Origin of the sequence: Streptomyces monashensis (genome assembly GCF_001866665.1) — a bacterium.
Classification (GTDB): domain Bacteria; phylum Actinomycetota; class Actinomycetes; order Streptomycetales; family Streptomycetaceae; genus Streptomyces; species Streptomyces monashensis.
In genome coordinates, this window is the sequence record NZ_MLYO01000016.1 from 54105 (window position 1) to 76192 (window position 22088).

The following is a 22088-nucleotide window of genomic DNA, read 5'->3' on the forward strand; positions in this document are numbered from 1 at the left end:
GTTCAGGCCAGGACCAGCGGCCCCCCGCCGAAGTACGCCAGCAGCGGCTCGGCCGCACCGATACGCGACGGCGGGTGGAAAGCCAGGGCCCGCGTGGCGGCAGCGGCTTGCGCGCTCGCCGGGTTGTTGATGAACTCCAGCCCGCCCAGCAGCTCCAGCGCCCGCCCGACGATGTCCGGCAGCGCGCTCTGCACGGCGTACCGGGCGACCAGCACCCGCGCGACCGACTCCTCGTCGCCGGGTTCCTCGCCGGTGCCGGTGGCCACGCCCTCCAGCAGGGCCAGCGCGGCCTCCATGTCGACGGCGAGCGCCGCCCGCTCCTCGGCCGGGCCCCGCCCCCGGGCCAGCACCTGTTCCACCAGCGCGGCCGCACCGCCCGCGTAGCCGGCGGAGATCAGCATCTCGAACCACACGAACCCGGCGGACTGGAGGTCGTCCAGCCGGGTCGGGTCGTCGGCGCCCGCCCGTACGACCATGTCGGCGGGGACGAACACGTCCTCCAGCCGGACCTCCTCGCTCTCCGCGCCGGCCAGCAGGTCGTTGCCCCAGAACGGGTGCACCGACATGCCGGGCGCGCGGGCCGGGACGATCGCCAGCGCCAGCTCCGGATCGCCGCCGTCCTCGCCGTGGATGGCGATGGACGCGGTCAGCAGGCTCATCGAACGGGACAGGCTGCACGGCTTCTTCGCCCCGGACAGCAGGAACCCGCCCTCCACCGGGCGCGCGGTGACCGCCGGCTTGAGGATGTTCTGCGCGGTACGGCCCTCGGCCCAGCCGGAGGCCATCACCTGCTGCTCGGGCACGATCCGGTGCAGCAGCTCGGTCTGCGCGGGCGTGAGCCGGCCGTCCTTGACGGCGAGGGAGTAGAGCATGGCGGCCGTGAAGTGGTGCATGGAGACGGCCGCGACCAGCGACGGCGACAGGGCGCCGAGGGCCAGCTGGACCCGCAGCGCATCGAGCGGGGACGCGCCGTGGCCGCCGTAGGACTCGGGAATGAGCAGACCGACCCCGCCGTGGATGCGGAACAGGTCGATCACCGGGCTGCCGGGCCGCTCCCGCTCGGCGTACGGGATCTGGTCCAGCTCCTTGAGCAGTCCGGGGTGGAACCGCTCGCAGACGGACCGGGCGGCATCGAGGGAACGCACGGGGAACCTCCGAGAAATACATCGAGGGCGGGCGGGCGAGGCGGGCGGATCAGGCGCCGAACACCGCGTCGTACGGGCTGACGTCGCGGGCGATGCTGACTCCCTGCACGTGGGAGGTCTTGAGCATCGGGTAGTTGGCCTCGCCGAACGCTCCGCCGGTGCGGCCGGTGCCGCCGTGGCTCGGCAGGTACGGCAGGAAGCCGATGTGCGAGTCGTTGACCTTCAGCAGACCGCCGTTGACGGTGCGGCGCACGAAGGTCTCGACGACGTGGTCGGAGCGGGACCACAGGGAGTTGCGCAGCCCGTAGTCGTTGCTGTTGACGAACTGGAGGAAGGCCTCGAGCAGGGCGTCGTCGTTGTCGCGTTCGGCGACCACGATCGGGACCAGCGGGAAGAACGTCTCCTCGCGGACCACGTCGTAGGTGCGGGCCCGGTCCAGGCCGTCCACGCGCACCACCGTCGGCTGCAGGAAGACGCCCGTCTCGGAGACCGTGCCGTCGACCTCGGTGCGGTGCCCGCCGGTGATCAGCTCGGCGCCGTTGTCGAGGGCCTGGCGCAGCAGCCGGAAGAACCGCTCGCTGCGCCGCACCGGCGACAGCAGCACGTCCTCCTCCTCGGGCAGGCCCGGCCGGATGCCCTTGACCTGCTCGCGCACCTCGGCGATCAGCGCGTCGGCGATATCGGGGTGGACGAGGACGTAGTTGGGAACCATGCAGATCTGTCCGGAGCCGTAGAACGCCTCCGTGATCGCCTCGGCCGCCCACGTCACGTCGGCGTCCTTCCACACCACGATGCCGTCGTTGCCGGCGAGTTCGAGGATCGGCTTCTTGCCGTGCGCCACACAGGCCTGCTCGAAGCGCAGGCCCTCCTGGCTGCCGCCGATGTAGAAGATGTCGTTGATCAGCGGGTCGGCGATCCAGCGGTCCATGGTCTGCTTCGGGTTGGAGCACACCGCGTTCAGCACCCCGGCCGGCGCGTCGACCTCCTCCAGCAGCGGCGCGACGACGTCCCGCAGCAGCCACATGGTGGACAGCGCGATGCTGCGCGGCGCCCGGACCACCACCGCGTTGCCCGCCATGAGGGCGAGCACGCACAGCGCGGCACTGGGCAGCGGGGCGTTCTGCGGCGGGTTGAAGGCGACCACGCCGTCCGGCTGGCGGTGCAGGATCAGCTTGCGGCCGTTGTACTCCTTCTCCACCCGCATCTGCTTCAGGTACCAGCGCAGGGAGCCGGGGGCGTAGATCTGCAACAGGCAGCTCAGCTCCCAGCGGGCGAGCTTCACGGGGTGGGACTCGGCGACCAGCATGCGCAGGAACTCGTCCTGGTGCTTGATCAGTTCCTCGCGGAAGCGGGTGCCCAGCCGCATCCGCCGCTCCAGCGGTACGGCCGCCCAGTCGGGGGCGGCAGCGGCGGCGGCCTGGGTGGCCAGGTCGATGGCGGAGTCGTCCGCGATCGCGCAGCGCCCGACCACGTAGGGGTGCTGCGCGGCCTCGGACTCCGGGTCCTGCTCGAGCGAGCGCTTCAGGCTCACGCTGGTGAACACGTCTTCCAGCAGGGAGCGCCCGCTGACGGTGTAGACCCAGCCGTCCCCGGCGACGTCCTTGCCCGCGATGTAGAGGTCGTAGCTCTTCAATCCGGAAGGTGCCTCAGCACTCTCCTCCTGCGCGGCTTCGCGAAGCATCTTCAGCCTTTCGGATATGGCGAGTGGATTTCTTGAAGCAAGGCCGAGCCTGGCAGCGGAATCTGACCCGGCGCTGACGCCCGGCTGACCGGTCGGATCCGGCCAACCGGCCTGCGCGAAGCCGTCAGTGGGGTGTCAGCCGGCGCTGCTTGCCTTGGCGCATGCCACCTGTCGACAGCACGAGCCGGCGCCTGCGCGACCTTCCGCGCAGTGAACTCGCCGACGAAATCGAGTCGATCTGCCTCGCCAAATTCCGGGCCGTTCTCCTCATGGAGGAATCCGAGGACCTGCCCGTCGACATCAGCTACTTCGATCTCGGCCTCACCTCGCTGCGGCTGACCGAGATACGGCAGAGCCTGGAGCAGCTCCTGGACCTGTCGATCAACGTCAGCGTGCTCTTCAACGAGCCGACGATCGCCCATCTCGTGGACCACCTGACCCAGGCCATCCAGGAAGCTTGAGGAGTCGCTCCATGCCGCGTACGGAGACAGAGCAGGCGCCCGAGCCGGTCGCGATCGTCGGAATCGGTCTGCGGTTCCCCGGCGGCAGCGGCTCGCCCGACGAGTTCGACGCCTTCCTGCGGGACGGCGGGAGCGGGATCGGCCCGATCCCCCGGGACCGCTGGGACGTCGACGCGTTCACCCCGCAGGGCCCCGACGACAAGGGCAAGATCATCGCCTCGGCCGGCGGGTTCCTCGACCGGATCGACCTGTTCGACGCCGGCTTCTTCAACATCTCCCCGAAGGAAGCCCGCTACATGGACCCCCAGCAGCGGCTGCTGCTGGAGACCGCCTGGCAGGCGCTGGAGCACGCCGGCATCGACCCGGCCCCGCTGCGCCGCGGCAACGGCGGCGTCTACATCGGCGCCAGCTCCATCGACTACGCCCTGGAGCTGGACTCCCTGCCGTACGAGGAGCTGGACGGCCATCTGGCCTCCGGCATCACCATGTTCCCGCTCTCCGGGCGGCTGTCGTACTTCCTCGGCTGGCGCGGCCCGAGCATGAGCGTCGACACCGCCTGCTCCTCCTCGCTGGTCGCCCTGCACCTCGCCGTCACGGCCCTGCGCGGCGGCGAGACCGACATCGCGCTGTGCGGCGGCGTCAACGCCCTGCACCACCCGCGCATCCCGGTGATGTTCTCCAACGCCCAGATGCTCGCCCCCGACGGCCGCTGCAAGACGTTCGACGAGTCCGCCGACGGCTACGCGCGCGCCGAGGGCTGCGGCATCGTCGTCCTCAAGCGGCTGTCCGACGCCGAGCGCGACGGCGACCGGATCCTCGCCCTGGTGCGCGGTACGGCCGTCGGCCAGGACGGCGACAGCGCCGGGCTGACCGTGCCCAACGGGCCCGCCCAGGAGAAGGTCATCCGCAGCGCGCTCGACGCGGCCCGGCTGACGCCCGGGGACATCAGCTACGTCGAGGCGCACGGCACCGGCACCCCGCTCGGCGACCCGATCGAGTTCGGGGCCATCGGGGACGTGTTCGTCGACTCCCACACCAAGGACCGCCCGGTGCTGGTCGGTTCGGCGAAGACCAACCTCGGCCACATGGAGCCCGCCTCCGGCATCGTCGGCGTCATCAAGACCGTGCTCCAGCTGCGCGCCGGCACGATCTACCCGCACATCAACCTGACGACGCCCTCCGGACGCATCCCCTGGGACCTGTACCCGCTGCGCGTGCCCACCGCCTGCGAGCCCTGGGAGGCCGAGGTGCGGCGGGCGGTCGTCAACAGCTTCGGGTTCGCCGGGACGATCGGCGCGGTGGTGCTGGAGCAGGCGCCCGAACCGGCGCCCGAGCCGGCCCCCGCCGCGGAACCGGCGGGCGCGGCACCGCTGTTCACCCTGTCGGCCAAGAACGCGGCCGCCCTGCGCGAACTGGCGGCACGGTACCGGGAGTCGCTGGACGAGCGGCCCGAGGTGTCCGTCCCCGCGCTCTGCCACAGCGCCAACACCACACGCACCCACCACCCGTACCGGATCGCCGCCCCCGTCGCCGACCGGGCGGCGCTGGAGAAGCTCCTGGACCGCGCCGCCGAGGCCGAGCACGCGGGGCCCTCGGGCATCCGCAAGACCGCGTTCCTGTTCACCGGCCAGGGCTCCCAGTACGCCGGCATGGGCGCCGCCCTCTACGCGGCCCTGCCCGTCTTCCGTGCCCATGTGGAGGCGTGCGACGAGCTCTTCGCCGGCCGGCTCGGCCGCTCGGTGCGCGCGTTACTGCTCGGCACCGCCGACGACCCCGAGGCGATCGACCGCACCGAGTACACCCAGCCCGCCCTGTTCACCCTGGAGTACGCCCTCGCCCAGCAGTGGCTGGCCTGGGGCGCCCGCCCCAACGTGCTCATCGGGCACAGCATCGGCGAGGTGGTGGCCGCCGCCGTGGCCGGGCTGTTCAGCCTGCCCGACGCGGTCACCCTGGTCGCCGCCCGCGCCCGGCTGATGCAGGCCGTGCGCACCGAGGGCGGCATGGCCGCCGTCACCGCCCCCGTCGACGAGGTCGCCCCGCTGCTGGAGGGCCACGACGACCTGGCGCTGGCCGGGATCAACGCCCCCGACCAGACGGTGATCTCGGGCGCGACGGCCGCGCTGGAGGAGGTCGTCGGGATCCTTACGGGCCGGGGCGTCCGCGTCGAGCGGCTCAAGGTCTCGCACGCCTTCCACTCGCCGCTGATGGCCGAGGTCTACGACGACTTCCGCGCCGCCCTCGACGGCATCACCTTCCACGAGCCGCAGATCAGCATCGTCTCCAACGTCACCGGACGCCTCGCCCGCTTCCGCGAGATCGGCACCCCCGACTACTGGGTGCGGCACATCGGCGAGCCCGTCCGCTTCCTCGACGGCATCCGGGCCGTCGCCAAGCGCGGCCGCCACGCCATGGTCGAGATCGGCCCGCAGGCCGGGCTGACCGCCCTCGCCCGGCGCGGCGTGAGCGTCGAGGACCACCTGTGGCTGGCCAGCCTGCGCCGCCGGGACACCACGACCGAGACCACCCTCACCGCGCTCGCCGACTACTACGCGGCCGGCCTGAACGTCTCCTGGACCGGCTACCACACCGGGCACCCCGCGCCCGCCCGCGTCGACCTGCCGACCTACGCCTTCCAGCGCAAGCGCTACTGGCTGCCCTCCGTCACCCCGCGCCGCACCGCCGCCGGCGGCCCCGCCCGCCACCCGCTGCTCGGCATCGAGGAGCGGTTCGCCAGCGGAGTACGGGAGTTCAACGCCGAGTTCACCGCCGAGGAGCTGGGCGCGCTCGCCGACCTCGCCGACGGCGGCCGTACCGTCCTGCCCGCCGGTGCCTACGTCGACCTGCTGCTCGCCGTGCAGGACGCCGTCCAGGGCCACGCCCGCTCCGCCGTGCGCGAGCTGAAACTGCTCGCCCCGCTGGAGCTGCCCGCCGAGACCCTGACCGCGCTCACCACCCGCTGGCGCCCCCGGCACGGCGGCGGCGCCGAGGTCGAGGTGTTCACGACCGTCGGCGGCGAGGAGAACCTGCACGCCACCGCCGTCGTCGCCGCCGACCCCGAACCCCTCGTACCGGTCTCGGAGTTGGCCGAGCTGGACGCCACGCTGGCGCCGGCCGGGCAGCAGATCGACGACGAGGACATCTACACCGACCTCGCCTCCGTCGGCCGCCCCCAGGGCCCCCGCATGCGGCTGCTGCTGCGCGCCGCCCGGCACGGCGACGGACTGGTCACCGGCGAGCTCACCGGCCGTGACGCCACCGCCGTCGAGCATGTGCCCGCCGAACTGCTGGAGGCCGCCGTGCAGGCGCTGGTGGTCCTCGACCCCGAGGGCCCGGTGTTCGTGCCGCGCGAGATCGCGGCCGTACGGCACTTCCGCAAGCCGCGCGGCGAGAACCTGCGCGTCCTCGCCCGGATGCGCGGCGAACAGGACCGGCGCCTCGCGGACGTGCTGCTGCTGGAGAACGGCGACCCGGTCGCCGAGCTGCTCGGCGTGCGCATGGCCCGCCCCGAGGGCCGCACCGGCCGCCGCCAGTTCCTGCACCGCCCCGACTGGGTGCGCCGCGCCCTGCCCGCCGCCGCGCAGCACGCCCCGGCCCGGCACGTCGTCCTGCTCGATCCCTCCGCCGCGCGCGCCGCCGAACTGGCCGCCGAACCCGGTCTGAAGGTCACCTGGCTGACCGACCTCACCGACCTCAAAGCGGCCCTGGAGGACCCGACCGTCACCGACGTCTGCCGGCTGTGGCGGCAGCGCCCGGAGCCCATGTCCGCCGACCGGCTGCGCGCCGAGTGCGAGGACAACTACCGCGAACTCCTCGCCCTGACCGGCGCGTTGGAGGCCGCGGCCCGGCCGCCCCGGCTCTGGCTGGTCACCGAGGGCGCCCAGTGGCTGCCCGGCGACCCGGCCGGCGACGGCGGACACCTCGGCGCCGCCACCCTGTGGGGCTTCGGCCGAGTGCTGCTCACCGAGTACCCGCAGTACCGGGCCACCCTCGTCGACCTCGCCCCGGGCAGCGGCCTCGCCCCGCTCGCCGAGGAGTGGCGGGCCGAGCCGCCCGGCGAGTTCCAGGTCGCGTACCGCCCCGGCCGCCGCTATGTGCGCCGGCTGCTCGCCGGTGACTCCACCCTCACCTGGAGCGGAAGCTTCGAACTGCGCGCCGCCGACTCCGGCGACCTCTCCGACCTGACCCTCGCACCGGTCACCGACCGGGCCCCGGGGGACGGCGAGGTCCAGGTCCGGGTGCAGCTGGTCGGCCTGACCGCCGAGGACGCCCGCGCCGCGCTCGACACCGGCCGCGCCGAGCGCGCCGAGGAGAGCCCGGGCGAGGAGGAACCCCCGCCGCTGCTCGGCCAGTTGGCACACGGCACGGTCCTCGACGCGGCCGACGGCACCGGGTTCGCACCGGGCGACGAGGTCCTCGTGCGGTACGACGGCACCTTCCGCTCCACGCTCACCGTGCCCGCCCCCGCCGTCGTGCACGCCACCGGCGCCGACGCCACCGCGCCCCGCTTCCGCCTCGACGAGACCGGCGAGGCCCTGCGCACCGCCCTGTCCGACCCGGCCGGTCGCACCTGGGTGGCCCTGCCCGAGGACCCGGCGCAGGACCGGCGGGACGCGGTCGAGGACGGCCCGGGCGGACTGCGCCCCGACCGCACCTACCTCGTCACCGGCGGCCTCGGCGGCCTCGGCCTGGTCACCGCCCGCAAGCTGGCCGCGCTCGGCGCCCGGCACCTCACCCTGGTCAGCCGCGGCGGCCGGGCCACCGAGGAGGCCGGCGAACTCCTCGCCGACGTCGCCGCCGACGCCGAGATCGACGTCGTACGCGCCGACGTCTCCCGCCCCGAGGACGTACGGCGACTCGTCCGGCACCTCGCGGCCGGGCCGTACCCGCTCGGCGGGATCGTGCACGCCGCCGGCTCCTACGACAAGAAACTGATCTCCGAGCTGACCTGGGAGTCGATCGACGCCCAGCTCGCCGCGAAGGCCTACGGCGGCTGGCTGCTGCACGAGGCCGCCGAGGAGTCCTTCCCGGAGCTGGAGTTCTTCGTCACCTACTCCTCCATCGCCTCCGTCCTCGGCGGCGCCACCCAGGGCCACTACGCCGCCGCCAGCGCCGCCCTCGACGCGCTCGCCGAGTGGCGCGCCCGGCGCGGGGTGCCGGGACTCTCGGTCAACTGGGGCGCCTGGGCCCGGGTCGGCATGTCGGCCCGGCTGGAGGAGCACCTCAGCGAGGAGATCGAACGCAGCGGCGTCCGCTTCTTCTCCCCGACCCGCGCCCTGGACACCCTCGCCCGGCTGTGGGGACGCCCGCGCACCCAGCGGATCGTCGGCGAGTTCGACTGGGACCGCTACGTCCGCGGCAGCGTCACCGGCGACCTGTTCTACGACCGGCTCGCCCGGCGCACCACCGACGAGGACGGCACCGGCCTCGACCTGCGGGCCCTCGCCGCGCTGCCCGAGGCCGAACGCCTCGCCGCCGTCACCTGCGCCGTGCGCGAGCGGGTCGCCGTCGTGCTGCACCTGGAGGAGGCCGACGAACTGGACGTGGCGTGCGAATTCGTCTCGCTGGGCCTGGACTCCCTGATGGCCCAGCAGGTCAAGGCCGCGCTGGAGCAGGCGTTCCGGCTGCCCCTGCCGGCCTCCCTCACCCATGACCACCCCACGGTCCGCGCGCTCGCCCGCTTCCTCGACGGGCAGCTCGCCCCGGCAGCGTGAACACCAAGGGACGGGACACCACGATGACCGACATACCCAGGGAGCGCTGGACGCTCCACCACTCCTCGCGGGCCCACGCCGGAAGCCGCCCGGACCACCCGGCGATCGTCTGCGAGGCCCAGGTCACCACCTACGACAAGTTCCACCGCGACAGCAACCGCGCCGCCCACGCCCTGCACACCAGCGGCATCCGGCGCGGCGACCGGGTCGCCTACCTGGGCCGCGAGTCCGCGAACTACTACCTCGTCATGATCGCCTGCGCCAAGGCGGGCGCCGTCCTCGTCCCGGTCAACTGGCGGCTCACGCCGCACGAGGTCGACCACATCCTGCGCGACTCGCGGGCCGCGCTGATCTTCGTGGACGACGAGTTCTGGGACACCGTCGCAGAAGTCCGCCACCAACTGCGCGGACTGCGCAGGGTGATCCGCGTCGACGGCACCGACCCCTACGGCGAACCGGCGCGCGGTGCCGGCCTGTCGGCCTGGGCGGCCGACCAGCCCGAGACCGACCTGACGCCCGGCACCGGCCCGGACGACGCCGTCATCCAGATCTACACGAGCGGTACGACCGGCCTGCCCAAGGGCGCCGTCCTCGCCCACCGCAGCTTCTTCACCCTGCCGCACGCGAGCCGCGCCGCGGGCGTCGACTGGATCGACTGGCTGCCCGAGGACGTCGCGCTGATCTCGCTGCCGGGCTTCGGGGTCGCCGGCATCGGCTGGTTCCTGCACACCTTCAACGCCGGCGGCACCAGCGTGATCATGCCGCAGTTCGACCCGCAGGAAGCGGTCCGCCTCATCCGCGAGCACCGCGTGACGACCACCTTCGCCGCGCCCGCGATGCTCCAGGCGATGGCGGCCGAACGGGCGGCCGGACCCGAGGCGTTCACCTCGCTGCGCAAGATCGCCTACGGCGCCGCGCCGATGTCCGAGACCCTGCTCAAACAGTGCCTGGCCACCTACGACTGCGAGTTCGCCCAGATCTACGCCAGCACCGAGACCGGCAGCGTGGCGGTGTGCCTGCCGCCGGCGGCCCACCACCCGGGCAGCACCAGGCTCACCTCGGTGGGCCTGCCCTGCCCCGGCACCGAGGTCAAGGTCGTCGGCCCCGACGGCGACACCCTGCCGCCCGGCGCCATCGGCCAGATCTGCGTCCGCACGCCCTCCCGGATGCTCGGCTACTGGAACCTGCCCGAGGCCACCGCCCGCACCCTGGTGGGGGAGTGGCTGCACATGGGCGACGCCGGCTACCTCGACGAGGACGGCCACCTCCACCTGTGCGACCGGATCAACGACACGATCATCGTGGCCGGACAGAACATCTACCCGGCCGAGGTCGAGAAGGCCCTCGCCGCGCACCCGGCGGTCGCCGAGGCGGCCGTGGTCGGCCTGCCCGACGACCGCTGGGGCGAGAGCGTCCACGCGGCCGTCGTCCTGCGGCCCGGCGCGAGCGCCACCCCCCGCGAACTCCTGCTGTCCCTGCGGGGCCGCATCGCCGACTACAAGATCCCGGGCACCTACCACGTCGTGGACGCCCTGCCGCGCAACCCGTCGGGCAAGATCCTGCGCCGCGCGGTGCGGGACCGGCTGACGGCACCGGCCCGGCATCCTCTGGGGAGCGCACTGTGACCGCACCGAGCATCGGCATCCTCCTGCCCACCCGGGAGCAGGCCATCAACGGCACCTACGCCGCGGCCCCCCTGCTCGACTTCGCCAGGGCCGCGGAGGCGCTCGGCTTCGACTCCCTGTGGGCCGGTGACTCCCTGACCGCCCGCCCCCGGCTGGACCCCCTGGTCGTCCTCGCGGCCGCGGCCGCCGCCACCCGGCACATCACCGTCGGCACGGCCGCGCTCACCCCCGCCCTGCGCCATCCCCTCATCGGCGCCAACCTGGTCGCGAGCCTGAGCCATGTCGCCGCGAACAGGCTGGTCCTCGGCCTCGGTTCGGGCTTCCCGATGGCCGAGACCGAGGCGGAGTTCGCCTCCGTCGGCGCCTCCTTCCAGGGCCGCGTCGGACGCCTCGACGAGATCACCGCGCTGTGGCGCGCGGCCTGGCGGTCCGGCGAGGAGGGCGAACCCAGCGAGTTCCAGGGCAGGTTCTGGCAGGCCGAACACCTGGACCGGCTGCCCGCACCGGCCGTCCCCGGCGGGCCCCCGCTCTGGCTGGCCGGCAGCGACACCCCCAAGGTCCTCGCCCGCGCCGCCGCCCGCTACGACGGCTGGCTGCCGTTCCTGCCCGACGTCGACGCCTACGCCCGCGCCCGCCACCGGCTCGCGGAGCTCGCCGCGGAGGCCGGCCGCACCGTCACACCCGCGCTGTACGCCACGGTCACCGTGAACAGCGACGAGCACGCCGCCCGGGCCGAGCTGGAGCACTACATCAGCCACTACTACGGCCGCTCCCTGGAGCAGATGCGCACCATCCAGGCCTACGCCTGGGGCAGCGCCGAGAAGTGCGCCGAGTGGCTCGGCGGCTATGTCCGGGCCGGCGCCCGGCACCTGGTCGTACGGATCGGATCCCTCGACCCGGAGCCGCAGTTGAAGGAGATCGCCGAGGTGCTGCTGCCCGCGCTGCGCGCCCTCGCCCCGTCCACCACCGTTGGGAGTACCCAGTCGTGACCACCGCCACCGCCGCCCAGGGCAGCCAGATGTCCAGCGAGGGGCACTGGTTCCACCCCGTGGAGCCCTCGCCCGACGCCTCGATCCGGCTGTTCCTGCTGCCCCACGCGGGCAGCGGCGCCATCATCTACCGCGACTGGGAACGCCTGCTCCCGCCGGACATCGCCGCGCAGGCCGTCACCCTGCCCGGCCGGCACAACCGCCGCGAGGAGGAGACGTACGAGAACTTCTGGCCGCTGCTGGAGGCCCTGCACGAGGCGGTGCTGAACGACCTGGACGAGCGGCCGTTCGCCTTCTTCGGGCACTGCCTCGGCGCCCAGCTGGCGTTCCGGCTGGCCATCCGCATGCAGGAGGAGGGCGGCCCGGCCCCCGTCATGGTCGGCATGTCCGGCTGGTCGCCCGTCGGCTTCTTCAAGCCGACCGAGGAGCAGAGCCGGATGCCGGAGCCCGAACTCATCGAGTGGATCAAGAAGTTGGGCTCCTTCCCGGCCGAGGTCTACGACAACCCCGAGATGCTCGCCCTGGTCGTGCCCGCGCTGCGCGCCGACCTCAGGGTCGCCGGGGACTACGACGACGACGGCGCCGGCGTCAGCTGCCCGCTCGCCTCCTACGGCGGCCGCAGCGACCCGCTCCAGGAGGCCCCGGACGCCATGTCCCACTGGGCCGGCCGCACGCCCCACTACCTCGGGCACAACGAGTACGAGGGCGGCCACTTCTACATCGACACCCACGCCCAGGCCGTCACCGCGCACTTCGCGCACCGGCTCCAGCGGCTGACCGCCGGACCCGTGGGCTGACCGCCGCGGCAACCGTCCGCCGGGGTCCGCGTCAGCGCCGTGTCAGCGGGGCGCGGGACAGTGCTCGCAAGGACCGTCGCACCGAGTGCCGTCCCGTGCCCCGGCACGCCGTGCGGAGCCCCGTCGGCACGCCCCCCACCAGCACGAAACGACCTAGGAGGGTCGTCCATGACCACCGAAGCGGAACTGACCGGCAGCGCGGCCCCGGCCGCCCCGCCACCGGACACCGAGGAGGCCGGAGGCAAGCCAGCCTGGGGTGCACTCCTGGTGGTGCTGGCCGGACTCTTCATCGCCAACGTCGACTTCTTCATCGTCAACGTCGCCATCCCCTCGCTCCAGCGCAACATGCACGCGACCAGCGCCGAGATCCAGCTGGTCGCCGCGACCTTCAACATCGGCCTGTCCGCCATGCTCATCACCGGCGGCCGACTCGGTGACCTCTACGGGCGCCGGAAGGTGTTTTCCATCGGCCTGGCCCTGTTCACGCTCTCCTCGCTGGCCTGCGGCATCGCCCCGAACATGGCCGAGCTGATCGTGGCGCGCGCGGTGCAGGGCGCCTCGGCGGCCCTCGTCATCCCGCAGGTGCTCGGCATCCTGACCACGGCGTACACGGGCAAGGCCCGAGTCGCCGCGTTCAACGCCTACGGCATCACGATGGGCGCCTCGGCCGTGTTCGGGCAGCTGATCGGCGGTCTGCTGATCAAGGCCGACATCTTCGGCTGGGACTGGCGGACCATCTTCCTGATCAACGCCCCGATCGGCGCCGTCGTCCTGCTGCTCACCCCGAAGAAGGTGCCCGAGTCCCGGGCCGAGGGCCGTACCGGCCTCGACTGGACCGGCGTGATCCTGGTGACCGCCGGCCTCAGCGCCATCGTGGTGCCGCTGGTCCAGGGCCGCGAGCAGGGCTGGCCGACCTGGACCTGGGAGTGCCTGATCGCGGCGGTGCCGCTGCTGGCCGCGTTCTGGTGGACCCAGCGTCGCAAGGCCGCCCGCGACAAGTCGCCGCTGGTCCACCCGAGCCTGTTCGAGGACCGGGCGTTCGGCGTGGGCGTGGTCTCCCTGCTGGTGTTCTTCGCCGCGATGGCCTCCTTCTTCCTGGTCCTCGCGCTCTACCTCCAGGAGGGTCGCGGGCTGTCCGCGCTCCGCTCCGGCCTGCTGTTCATCCCGCTCGGCCTCGGCTTCTTCATCGGCTCCGCGCAGTCGCCGAAGGTCGCGGCCAAGCTCGGCAAGCAGGTCCTGACCATCGGCGCGCTGATCCAGGCGGTCGGTAACGTGGCCCTCGCCGTGACCGCGTGGGAGCTGGACGGCAGCGGTTCCGTGGGCTGGTGCATCCCGGCCATGGTGGTCGCCGGGTTCGGCATGGGCTTCGTCATCGCCCCGCTCGCCTCCCTGGTCCTGGAAGGCGTGGCCCCGCGCCACGCGGCCGCCGCCTCCGGGGTGTTCTCCACCGCACAGGAGATGGGCAACGCCATCGGCATCGCGGTGATCGGCGTCGTCTTCTTCGGCGTCGTCGGCCACGGGACCGGCGCGCACACCTACGCCCACGCCTTCGGCACGAGCCTGCTGGTGCAGGCCGGTATCTGCGCCGTGGTGGCCGCCCTGGTCCAGCTGCTGCCGGGTCGGGCGAAGGCCTCCTGAGCCCTGGCGAACCACACCGGCCCCACCCGACGGGCACGCGGAACACGACTCCGCGTGCCCGTCAGCCGTACATCAGAATCCGGTCAGCCCCCTTCGTCAGCATGGCTCGAACTTCGCTGTTCCTGCCACACCGCCGGAGGACTCCATGTCAGAACTCCCCGTCTGGCCCATGCCCCGTTCCTGCCCCTACACACCGCCCGACGCCTACACGGAGCTGAGAGAACGACCCCCGCTGCGCGTGCGGATCCGCGGCGGCGAGGCCTGGCTGGTGACCCGGCACGCGGACGTCCGCCAGGTGCTCAACGACCACCGGTTCAGCGCCGACGACCAGCAGCCCGGCTTCCCCATCCGGATCCAACTGCCGCCGGAACCCGGCGTGATGTCGTTCAGCCGCATGGACGACCCCGAGCACGGCCGGCTGCGCCGGATGGCGCTGACCGAGTTCACCGCCCGCCGCACCCGCGCCCTGCGCCCCGAGGTCGAACTGCTCGTCGCGCAGCTCCTGGACGAGATCGAGCAGGGCCCGAACCCGGTGGACCTGGTGCGGAGCTTCGCTCTCCGGCTGCCCTCGCTGGTGATCGCCCGGATGCTCGGCGTCCCGGAGGAGGACGAGGCGGACTTCACCGAGCAGAGCCAGGTCATCCTCTCCCAGGAGGCCGGCCCCGAGGAGACGTACGCCGCCTTCGTCCAGATGACACGGTTCCTGGACCGGCTCGCCGCGCAGCGCACCGCCGAGCCGCGCGACGACCTGATCAGCCGGCTGGCCACACGGTACGTGGCGGCCGGCGAGCTGACACACGCGGACCTCGTCGCCATGGCCCGCTTCTTCCTCGTCGCCGGGCACGAGACCACCGCCCACCAGATCAGCCTCAGCGTCCTGAGCCTGCTGCGCGACCCGGCCCAACTGGCCGCGCTGCGCGCCGATCCCGCCCTGTACCGGCCCGCGGTCGAGGAACTGCTGCGCTACTGGTCCATCTCCCAGGACAACCAGGTCCGCGCGGCCGTGGACGACGTCGAGCTGAGCGGGGCCGTGATCCGCAAGGGGGACGGTGTGATCGTCGCGATCCCCGCCGCCAACCACGACGAGTCCGTCTACCCCGGCGCCGGCCGCGTCGACATCCGCCGCGACGCCTCCGGGCACCTCGCCTTCGGCTTCGGCGCGCACCTGTGCCCCGGTGCCTCGCTGGCCCGGATGGAGCTGGAGGTGTGCCTGAGCGCCCTCTTCGCCCGCTTCCCCACGCTGCGCCTGGCCGTGCCGCCCGAGGAGGTCCGCTTCCGCGAGAACACGATCGTCTACGGCCTGGAGGAGCTGCCCGTCACCTGGTGACGCCCCGCCGACGCCGAAGGACCCGGGTCCGCCGAGAGAGAGCTCGGCGGACCCGGGTCCTTCGCCGTACCGGTGACCTGCGCTCAGGAGACGGCGTGGCTCAGCCAGAAGTCCAGCAGCTCACGGTCGCCCCGGACCGTCATGCGCGGGCTGCTCGGCCGCAGCCGCCCCTTGACGACCAGCAGCAGGTCCGCCGGCTCGGCGATCACGGTGGCGTCCGCCCGGGTACCGGCCGCGACCTCCCGGGTCACCTCGACGCCCCCCGCGGCGCAGGTGACCAGCCAGCTCGACGGGCCGTACGCCGACTCCCGCGTGGAGCGGAAGCACAGCGTCTGCCCGCCGCGGGGCACCTCGGCGAACAGGGGCGACAGGAAGGGCCTCGCCTCGGGCACCCCGAAGGCGACCAGGCAGAAGTCCGCGCAGTCCAGGGCGACCTCCGTGGCCGGCGTGAACGGCAGACCGGCCATCCCGTACACGTCGGCCCGGTGCACGGCCGTCTCGAACACCGCCCAGCGCGGCCAGAACTCCTTGTTCTGCCTGCCGTGCGGGGCCCACACCGGCACCTCGGGGCCCACCCCGTCGATCGCCTCGACGAGCCGGTCCGCGCCCTCGACGACGAACCGTGCGCGCAGCTCGGGGTCGGCGAGCCGGCCCTCCTGGGCCCCGCCCCGGGCACCGAGCTCGGCCACCCGCTCGGTCCAGCTCTTGTCCTCGTCCGGGGAGCCGGCCAGGTCGCCGCCGGGCAGGATGAACTCGGTGCTGCGCGTGGCCAGGATCGTCGTCGCCCAGTCGTGGCCCTGGCGCACGTGCCGGACCAGGTCGCCCAGCGTCCAGCCCGGGCACGTCGGAACGGGCTCCGTCAGGGGGACGGTGCGGGCGGCCTCGGCGAACCGGGCCGTCTCCCGGCGGAGTTCGGTGGTGTACCGGTGGACGGGCAGGGGCGGACTGTTCAGCGTGGTCATGAGCATCACTCCTGTCGTGGTGTGGGGGGTGGTGCGATCCGGCGAAGAGTCGCCGCAGTTGCACCGATTCATCCATTCGAAACCCCGAGCCTGACCGGGTACTGACACGACCGGTGCCGCCCGGACCGGTGTCAGTCGCGCGTCAGCAGCGGATCAGCCGTGCTTGGCAGAGTCGTCGGTGGCCGGTCGACCGCCGGTGCGTCCGACGGGAAGGAGCACGCCCGACATGGCAGACACCGCAGCCCCGGCCCCCACCCGGGCACTCGTCCTGGGCAACCCCGCCTCCGGCAGTCACTCGCCCGAACTGGTCGAGGAGGTACGCCAGTTGTGCGCCTCCTGTCTGGAGCACACCGAGGTGCACCTCACCACCGGACCGGGCGACGCCACGGTCGCCGTGCGCCGGGCCCTGGGGCGGCCGGCCGACGCAGCCCCGGGCGCGCCCGACCTGATCGTCGTCATCGGCGGCGACGGCACCGTCCGCGAGGCCGTACAGGGACTCGTGCCCACCACCGGGAACGCCGCCCTCGCCGTCGTGCCCGGCGGCACCGGCAACTCCGGCTACAAGATGCTGTGGGGCGAGCGCCCCTGGAGCGAGTCGCTGAAGGCGATCCTGACCGACACCGGCGTCGGCGGCAGCGTCCGGCTGCGCCGCCTCGACCTGGCCCGCCTCGCCGAGACGCGCAACTACGTGTACCTGGGCGCCTGTTCGGGCGTGATCGCCGACGCGCTGCTCACCGCCGGGAAGCTGCCCCTGAAGGGCCGCGAGCGCTACGCCCGCGCCTACGCCGACACGGCCGCCGGCTACCCGCCGTACCCGGGCCGCGTGACGGTCGACGGCCGGGTGGTGCACGAGGGCCCCACGGTCCTCGCCAACGTCGGCGGGGGCCGCTACCGGGGCGGCCGGTTCCTGGTGCTGCCCGACTCGCTGCTGGACGACGGGCTGCTGGACGTCTGTGTCATCGGCGGCGGCGTCCCGGCGGACCAGGTCCCCGGACTGACCCTGGACGCCGCCCACATGGACCATCCGGCGACCGTCTACGCCCGCGGGCGCACGATCACCGTCGAGCGCACCGACGGGCGCCGCCTCCCGCTGGAGCACGACGGCGAGTACCAGAGCGGCATCGGCGGCACGGCCACCTTCGAGGTGCTCCCCGGAGCGCTTCCGGTGTGGACGCCGGCCACCCCCTGAACCACCTTTCCGAAAGCCGAAGTTGAACACCACAGAGGAGATCGCCCGCATGAGCGACCTGACCACCACCGTCACCCGCTACCTCGACATCTGGAACGAGGCGGACGCCGACAAGCGCGCCGCGGCCATCGCCGAGCTGTTCACCGCCGACGCCCCGTACATCGACCCGCTCGCCGCGGTCGAGGGCCACGAGGGCTTCGGCGCCGTGGTGGCCGGCGCCCGCGAGCAGTTCCAGGGCCTCGCCTTCGAACTGCACGGCACCGTCGACGCCCACCACAACCAGGCCCGCTTCCAGTGGGGCCTGGTGACCGAGCCGGGCGCCGAGCCGATCGCCATCGGCTTCGACGTCCTCGTCACCGACGAGGCCGGCCGGATCAAGGGTGTCTACGGCTTCCTCGACAAGGTCCCGGCCGCGTGACACCGCCCACGCACGTGTGACCCTGCGGGAGCACCGGGACCGTCGGTGCTCCCGCAGCCGTGTCCCCCTCGACGCACGGAAGGTGTATCCGCCATGACCGCCGTCCTCGCGGAGAGCGTCGCCCGGGCGCTGTGCGCCGACTGGGGCGAGCCGTACGGCACCCCGTCCCGGGCCGGCCGCGGCCGCGCCCCCGCCGACACCCCGCTGCGCGAACTCTCGCACTGGGCCGCGACCCTGCGCCCGGGCGACATCCCGTGCCGGGTGCTGAAGCTCGCCGCGAGCCAGGTGCTCTCCCAGATCTCCTCCATCCGAGCGGGCCTCCAACACCCCCTCGGCAGACGGCTGGTGGCCGCCTTCGGGCACCCCATGCAGCGCGATCCGCGCCAGGCGGCCGGGGTGTTCGCCGCGCTCGGCTCCTGGCTCAACCTGGACGACACCGCGTACGCCGGACACCTGTCGAACTCCACCGTCGCCGTGCCGCTCGCCTTCGCCTACGCCCGCCAGCTGGACGGGCTGTCGCTGCTGACCGCGGTGGTCGCCGCCAACGAGTGCGCGGCCCGGATCACCGCCGCCGCGACCCTCGGCCCCCTGCGCGGCCAGAGCGCCGTCCACACCCATCTCGCCGGGGCGGTGGCCGGACGGCTGCACTGCGACCGGGCCCCGGCGACGCTCTTCGAGAACGCCTTCGGACTGGCCTTCGCGATGCCCAACTGGCCGCTGATGCGCGCCTTCCTCGCCAGCGACGCCCGGTTGTTCAACACCTTCACCCCGGTGCGCACCGCGATGGACGCCTGCGACGCCGCGTACGCGGGGCTGCGCGGGGCACCGGACATCATCGAGCACAGCGACGGCTTCCTCGCCCGGTTCGCGACCGTGCCGCTGCCGCAGGCGGTGGCCAAGGGGCTCGGCCGCCGCTGGCACACGGACACCCTGTCGTTCAAGATGCACCCGGGCGGCCCCGGCATCGACGCCGCCGTGGACTGCGCGGCCGAGATCCACAAGGAACTCGGCGCGGTGCGGCCGCGGGACGTGGCCGAGGTGGTCGTCGAGGCCTCCCTGTACACCCTGTTCGCGGGGGAGCGGGCCGCCCGCTACGTCACCGGCCCCGGCTCCCCGCTGGGCGCACTGGTCCTGGACGTGCCGTACCCCGTCGCGACCACGCTGCTCACCGGCGGCTTCGGCGTGGACGACTTCTCCTCGCCGCACCTCGACGACCCCGACCGATGGGCGCTGGCGAAGCGGATCCAGCTGCGGCACGACACCGACATGACCCGCGAACTCTTCCTGTCCGACGCTCCGTTCGGCGAGGCGGTGCGCGAGGCCGGCGAGCTGGCCGTGCCCTGGCTGCGCGGCTTCGGCGGGGACGAACTGGTCGATCTGGTGGGCGCGGCGAGGTCCGACGGCCGGGACTTCTCCCGGTCGACCAAGGCGACCGGTGCCCGGGTCACCGTGCGGCTGACGGACGGCCGTACGCTCTCGCGCACCCGGCTGATCCCGGTCGGCGCGGCCGGCCCGGACACCCGGGCGGCCCACTCCGAGCTGGTGCGCGAGAAGTTCCTGTCGGTGGGCGGCGCCCAGGAGGTCGCCGACACCGTGGACCGTCTGCACCGCATGCGCCCGCGCGCGGTACGCCGCTGGATCGAGACGGCGTTCCTGGACTGACGGCCGAGGGTCCCGCGGCTGCCTCAGGGGCGCCGCAGGACGGTCGTCTCTCCCGCCGGACGGCTCAGCGCGGCGACGAACTTGTACCGCGACCCCCGGTACACCGAGCGCACCCACTCCACCGGGGTGCCCTCCGCGTCCCGCGAGTGCCGGGACAGCAACAGCATCGGCAGCCCCACGTCCGTGGCGAGCAGCTGCGCCTCGCGCGGGGTGGACAGCGAGGTCTCGATGGTCTCGTCGGCCTCGGCGAGACGGACGCCGTACACCTCGGCGAGCGCGGTGTAGAGCGAGGGCCGGTCCGCGAGCGTGCGGCGCAGACCGGGGAAGCGCCGGGCGGACAGATGGGTCGTCTCGATCGCCATGGGGGCACCGCTCGCCAGCCGCAGCCGCTCGATGCGCAGCACCCGCTCGCCGAGCCCGATGCCGAGCAGCCCCGCCAGCTGCTCGTCCGCCGGGATCTCCCCGATGTCCAGCATCCGCGAGGCCGGGGTGAGTCCCTGGGCGCGCATGTCCTCGGTGTGCGAGGTCAGCCGGAGCGTGCGGTACAGCTTGGGCTGGGCGACGAAGGTGCCCTTGCCCTGGATCCGGTCGAGGCGGCCCTCGCCCACGAGTTCCGTGAGCGCCTGCCGGACCGTGGTCCGGGAGGTGTCGAACCGGACGGCCAGCAGCCGTTCCGCGGGCATGGCCGAACCCGGCTGCAACGCCTCGGCCATGGCGAGGAGTTGCTGCTTGATCCGGTAGTACTTCGGCACGCGCGCGGTGCGGCCGGGCGCCCCTTCGTACGGCTGGGCGCTGCTGACGTCGGTGGTCATGCCTGCCTTCCCGGCTGTGTCGACGGTCTCCCGTTATAGCGGTCGACTGCCCTATGGTCTAGTCCAACGGTCCGGTGTCGGGGAGGCCCGGGACGAAGGGGGCGGATGCGGACGGACGTCCTCCGGTGACGTTCTCGTAACGGCCGGAATCGGCTTCCCGGACCACCCTTGACACCCCGAAAGGTCTAGGCCAAGCTCCACCGTACTGGTCTACACCATTAGTGGCCAGGTCCCGAGCCCTGTGTGCACCAGCGTCGTACGCAGATCACCGCCGAGGGCGTGGGGGGCAAGTGGCATCCCTGAGGAGGGTGGCGTGAAGCGCAAGCTCGCTGCCGCGATCACGATCGCGGGCATGATGGTCTCCGTTGCGGCGTGTGGCGGGAACAGCAAGGACGACTCCAAGGACGCGGGGCCGGGCAGCTGGAAGGGCCAGACGCTCACCGTCTGGACCATGGACGGCTCGGCGCCGCCGCAGTGGACCAAGGACGTGCAGGCCGCCTTCGAGAAGCAGACCGGCGCCAAGGTGAACTTCCAGATCCAGAAGTGGGACGGGATCCAGCAGAAGATCACCACCGCCCTCTCCGAGGACACCCCGCCGGACGTCCTGGAGGTCGGCAACACCCAGACCCCCGCCTACGCGGCCACCGGCGGTCTCGCCGACCTCGCCGACGTCAAGAAGGCGATAGGCGCCGACTGGACGCCGTCGGTCTCGCAGTCCTCCGTCTACGACGGCAAGCAGTACGCCGCCCCCTGGTACTTCGCCAACCGCGTCGTCATCTACAACAAGGCGATCTGGGCGAAGGCCGGCATCACCGCCACCCCCAAGACCCGGGACGAGTTCTTCAAGGACCTGGAGACCATCGGCAAGAAGACCGACGCCGAGCCCCTCTACCTGCCTGGCCAGAACTGGTACTTCTTCGACGGCCTCATCATCGGCCAGGGCGGCGAGCTGGTGAAGAAGCAGGGGGACACGTACGTCTCCAACCTCGCCGACCCCAAGGTCGCCGCGGCCATGGAGACCTACAAGAAGTACGCCTCCTACTCCAAGGCCCCCAAGGACAAGGACGAGGCCACCCCGCAGCAGGCCCAGGTCTTCGCCAAGGGCAAGACCGGCGCGTTCATCGGCATGGGCTGGGAGGCCGCCACCGCCATCCAGGCCAACAAGGCCATCGAGAAGGACCTCGGCTACTTCACCATCCCCGGCGTCGGTGCCGACAAGCCCGAGGGTGTCTTCCTCGGCGGCTCCAACCTCGCCGTCGCCCAGAACAGCAAGCACCAGTCCCTGGCCAAGGAGTTCCTGAAGGTCGCCCTGTCCGACCAGTACGAGGGCGAACTGGCCAAGCTCAGCGGCATCGTCCCGAACAAGGCGTCGCTGGAGAGCAACGTCCAGGGCAACCCCGCCGCCGAGGCCGCCGCCCCGGCCGCCGCCGGCGGTGGCACCACCCCGCTCATCCCCGAGTGGGCCGCGGTGGAGAACACCCCGAACCCGATCAAGTCGTACATGACCTCGGTCCTGAACGGCAAGGACCCCGCGGCGGCCGCCAAGGACGTCGAGTCCGAGATCAACAAGCGCCTGGCCCAGAAGAACTAGTCCAGCGCCGGGGGCGCCCGCACCCGGCGCCCCCGGCGCAGTCGTTCGTACGGCCGGTTCGGCCACGGAAGAGATGACAA

General features: G+C 72.8%; 15 protein-coding genes. 11 read left to right on the top strand and 4 right to left on the bottom strand.

What is annotated here, in order from left to right; translation table 11 throughout:
* Positions 1-2 precede the first annotated feature (2 nt).
* Together BIV23_RS08960 and BIV23_RS08965 are read right to left on the bottom strand one after the other, a co-directional pair.
* Positions 3-1145 (bottom strand): acyl-CoA dehydrogenase family protein, encoded by a 1143-nt coding sequence (locus BIV23_RS08960; protein ID WP_071380243.1) that lies wholly within the window; start codon positions 1143-1145, stop codon positions 3-5.
* A gap of 49 nt (positions 1146-1194) precedes the next feature.
* Positions 1195-2826 carry an aldehyde dehydrogenase family protein gene (locus BIV23_RS08965; protein ID WP_071380244.1) on the bottom strand — a complete coding sequence of 544 codons (1632 nt, stop codon included), beginning with the start codon at positions 2824-2826 and terminating at the stop codon, positions 1195-1197.
* Positions 2827-2987: 161 nt separating this feature from the next.
* Between BIV23_RS08965 and BIV23_RS08970 the strand changes: the two genes are divergently transcribed.
* The 7 genes from BIV23_RS08970 to BIV23_RS09000 all read left to right on the top strand — a co-directional run bounded on the left by BIV23_RS08970 (position 2988) and on the right by BIV23_RS09000 (position 15374).
* A complete protein-coding gene (locus BIV23_RS08970) occupies positions 2988-3287 on the top strand; it encodes an acyl carrier protein (RefSeq protein WP_071380245.1) in 300 nt (99 codons plus the stop codon).
* Between the two features lie 11 nt (positions 3288-3298).
* Positions 3299-8998 carry a type I polyketide synthase gene (locus tag BIV23_RS08975; protein ID WP_071380246.1) on the top strand — a complete coding sequence of 1900 codons (5700 nt, stop codon included), beginning with the start codon at positions 3299-3301 and terminating at the stop codon, positions 8996-8998.
* A gap of 23 nt (positions 8999-9021) precedes the next feature.
* Positions 9022-10623, top strand: coding sequence for a long-chain-fatty-acid--CoA ligase (locus BIV23_RS08980; protein ID WP_071380382.1), 1602 nt, complete (start codon positions 9022-9024; stop codon positions 10621-10623).
* Positions 10620-11612, top strand: a complete 993-nt coding sequence (locus BIV23_RS08985) for an LLM class flavin-dependent oxidoreductase (RefSeq protein ID WP_071380247.1) — start codon at positions 10620-10622, stop codon at positions 11610-11612. Before BIV23_RS08980 ends, BIV23_RS08985 begins: the two co-directional genes overlap by 4 nt.
* Before the next feature lie 29 nt (positions 11613-11641).
* Positions 11642-12409 (top strand): thioesterase II family protein, encoded by a 768-nt coding sequence (locus BIV23_RS08990; protein ID WP_071380383.1) that lies wholly within the window; start codon positions 11642-11644, stop codon positions 12407-12409.
* A 168-nt stretch (positions 12410-12577) separates the two neighbouring features.
* A complete protein-coding gene (locus BIV23_RS08995; protein ID WP_079173036.1) occupies positions 12578-14047 on the top strand; it encodes an MFS transporter in 1470 nt (489 codons plus the stop codon).
* A gap of 145 nt (positions 14048-14192) precedes the next feature.
* Positions 14193-15374 carry a cytochrome P450 gene (locus tag BIV23_RS09000; RefSeq protein ID WP_071380248.1) on the top strand — a complete coding sequence of 394 codons (1182 nt, stop codon included), beginning with the start codon at positions 14193-14195 and terminating at the stop codon, positions 15372-15374.
* Positions 15375-15457: 83 nt separating this feature from the next.
* Here the strand turns inward: BIV23_RS09000 and BIV23_RS09005 are convergent, their stop codons facing one another.
* Complete coding sequence (locus BIV23_RS09005) at positions 15458-16336, bottom strand: maleylpyruvate isomerase N-terminal domain-containing protein (RefSeq protein WP_177239800.1); 879 nt, start codon at positions 16334-16336, stop codon at positions 15458-15460.
* A 226-nt stretch (positions 16337-16562) separates the two neighbouring features.
* Here BIV23_RS09005 and BIV23_RS09010 point away from each other — a divergent pair, with 226 nt between their 5' ends.
* From BIV23_RS09010 to BIV23_RS09020, 3 genes are all read left to right on the top strand, one after another.
* Positions 16563-17525: a diacylglycerol/lipid kinase family protein gene (locus BIV23_RS09010; protein WP_071380250.1), complete on the top strand. Its 963-nt coding sequence runs from the start codon at positions 16563-16565 to the stop codon at positions 17523-17525.
* Between the two features lie 49 nt (positions 17526-17574).
* Positions 17575-17943, top strand: a complete 369-nt coding sequence (locus BIV23_RS09015; RefSeq protein ID WP_071380251.1) for a nuclear transport factor 2 family protein — start codon at positions 17575-17577, stop codon at positions 17941-17943.
* A 93-nt stretch (positions 17944-18036) separates the two neighbouring features.
* Positions 18037-19605, top strand: a complete 1569-nt coding sequence (locus BIV23_RS09020; RefSeq protein ID WP_079173038.1) for an MmgE/PrpD family protein — start codon at positions 18037-18039, stop codon at positions 19603-19605.
* A 23-nt stretch (positions 19606-19628) separates the two neighbouring features.
* Here BIV23_RS09020 and BIV23_RS09025 read toward each other — a convergent pair whose 3' ends face one another.
* Complete coding sequence (locus tag BIV23_RS09025; protein WP_071380252.1) at positions 19629-20417, bottom strand: GntR family transcriptional regulator; 789 nt, start codon at positions 20415-20417, stop codon at positions 19629-19631.
* A gap of 313 nt (positions 20418-20730) precedes the next feature.
* Between BIV23_RS09025 and BIV23_RS09030 the strand changes: the two genes are divergently transcribed.
* The gene (locus tag BIV23_RS09030) at positions 20731-22008 is read left to right on the top strand and encodes an extracellular solute-binding protein (protein ID WP_071380253.1); all 1278 of its coding nucleotides are present in this window, start codon (positions 20731-20733) and stop codon (positions 22006-22008) included.
* Positions 22009-22088 lie beyond the last annotated feature (80 nt).

Bases quoted from the DNA above. Each gene is read 5' to 3' on its own strand.
- BIV23_RS08965 (WP_071380244.1), bottom strand. From the start codon at position 2,826: ATGCTTCGCGAAGCCGCGCAGGAGGAGAGTGCTGAGGCACCTTCCGGA.
- BIV23_RS08970 (WP_071380245.1), top strand. From the start codon at position 2,988: ATGCCACCTGTCGACAGCACGAGCCGGCGCCTGCGCGACCTTCCGCGC.
- BIV23_RS08975 (WP_071380246.1), top strand. From the start codon at position 3,299: ATGCCGCGTACGGAGACAGAGCAGGCGCCCGAGCCGGTCGCGATCGTC.
- BIV23_RS08980 (WP_071380382.1), top strand. From the start codon at position 9,022: ATGACCGACATACCCAGGGAGCGCTGGACGCTCCACCACTCCTCGCGG.
- BIV23_RS08990 (WP_071380383.1), top strand. From the start codon at position 11,642: ATGTCCAGCGAGGGGCACTGGTTCCACCCCGTGGAGCCCTCGCCCGAC.
- BIV23_RS08995 (WP_079173036.1), top strand. From the start codon at position 12,578: ATGACCACCGAAGCGGAACTGACCGGCAGCGCGGCCCCGGCCGCCCCG.
- BIV23_RS09000 (WP_071380248.1), top strand. From the start codon at position 14,193: ATGTCAGAACTCCCCGTCTGGCCCATGCCCCGTTCCTGCCCCTACACA.
- BIV23_RS09005 (WP_177239800.1), bottom strand. From the start codon at position 16,336: ATGACCACGCTGAACAGTCCGCCCCTGCCCGTCCACCGGTACACCACC.
- BIV23_RS09010 (WP_071380250.1), top strand. From the start codon at position 16,563: ATGGCAGACACCGCAGCCCCGGCCCCCACCCGGGCACTCGTCCTGGGC.
- BIV23_RS09015 (WP_071380251.1), top strand. From the start codon at position 17,575: ATGAGCGACCTGACCACCACCGTCACCCGCTACCTCGACATCTGGAAC.
- BIV23_RS09020 (WP_079173038.1), top strand. From the start codon at position 18,037: ATGACCGCCGTCCTCGCGGAGAGCGTCGCCCGGGCGCTGTGCGCCGAC.
- BIV23_RS09025 (WP_071380252.1), bottom strand. From the start codon at position 20,417: ATGACCACCGACGTCAGCAGCGCCCAGCCGTACGAAGGGGCGCCCGGC.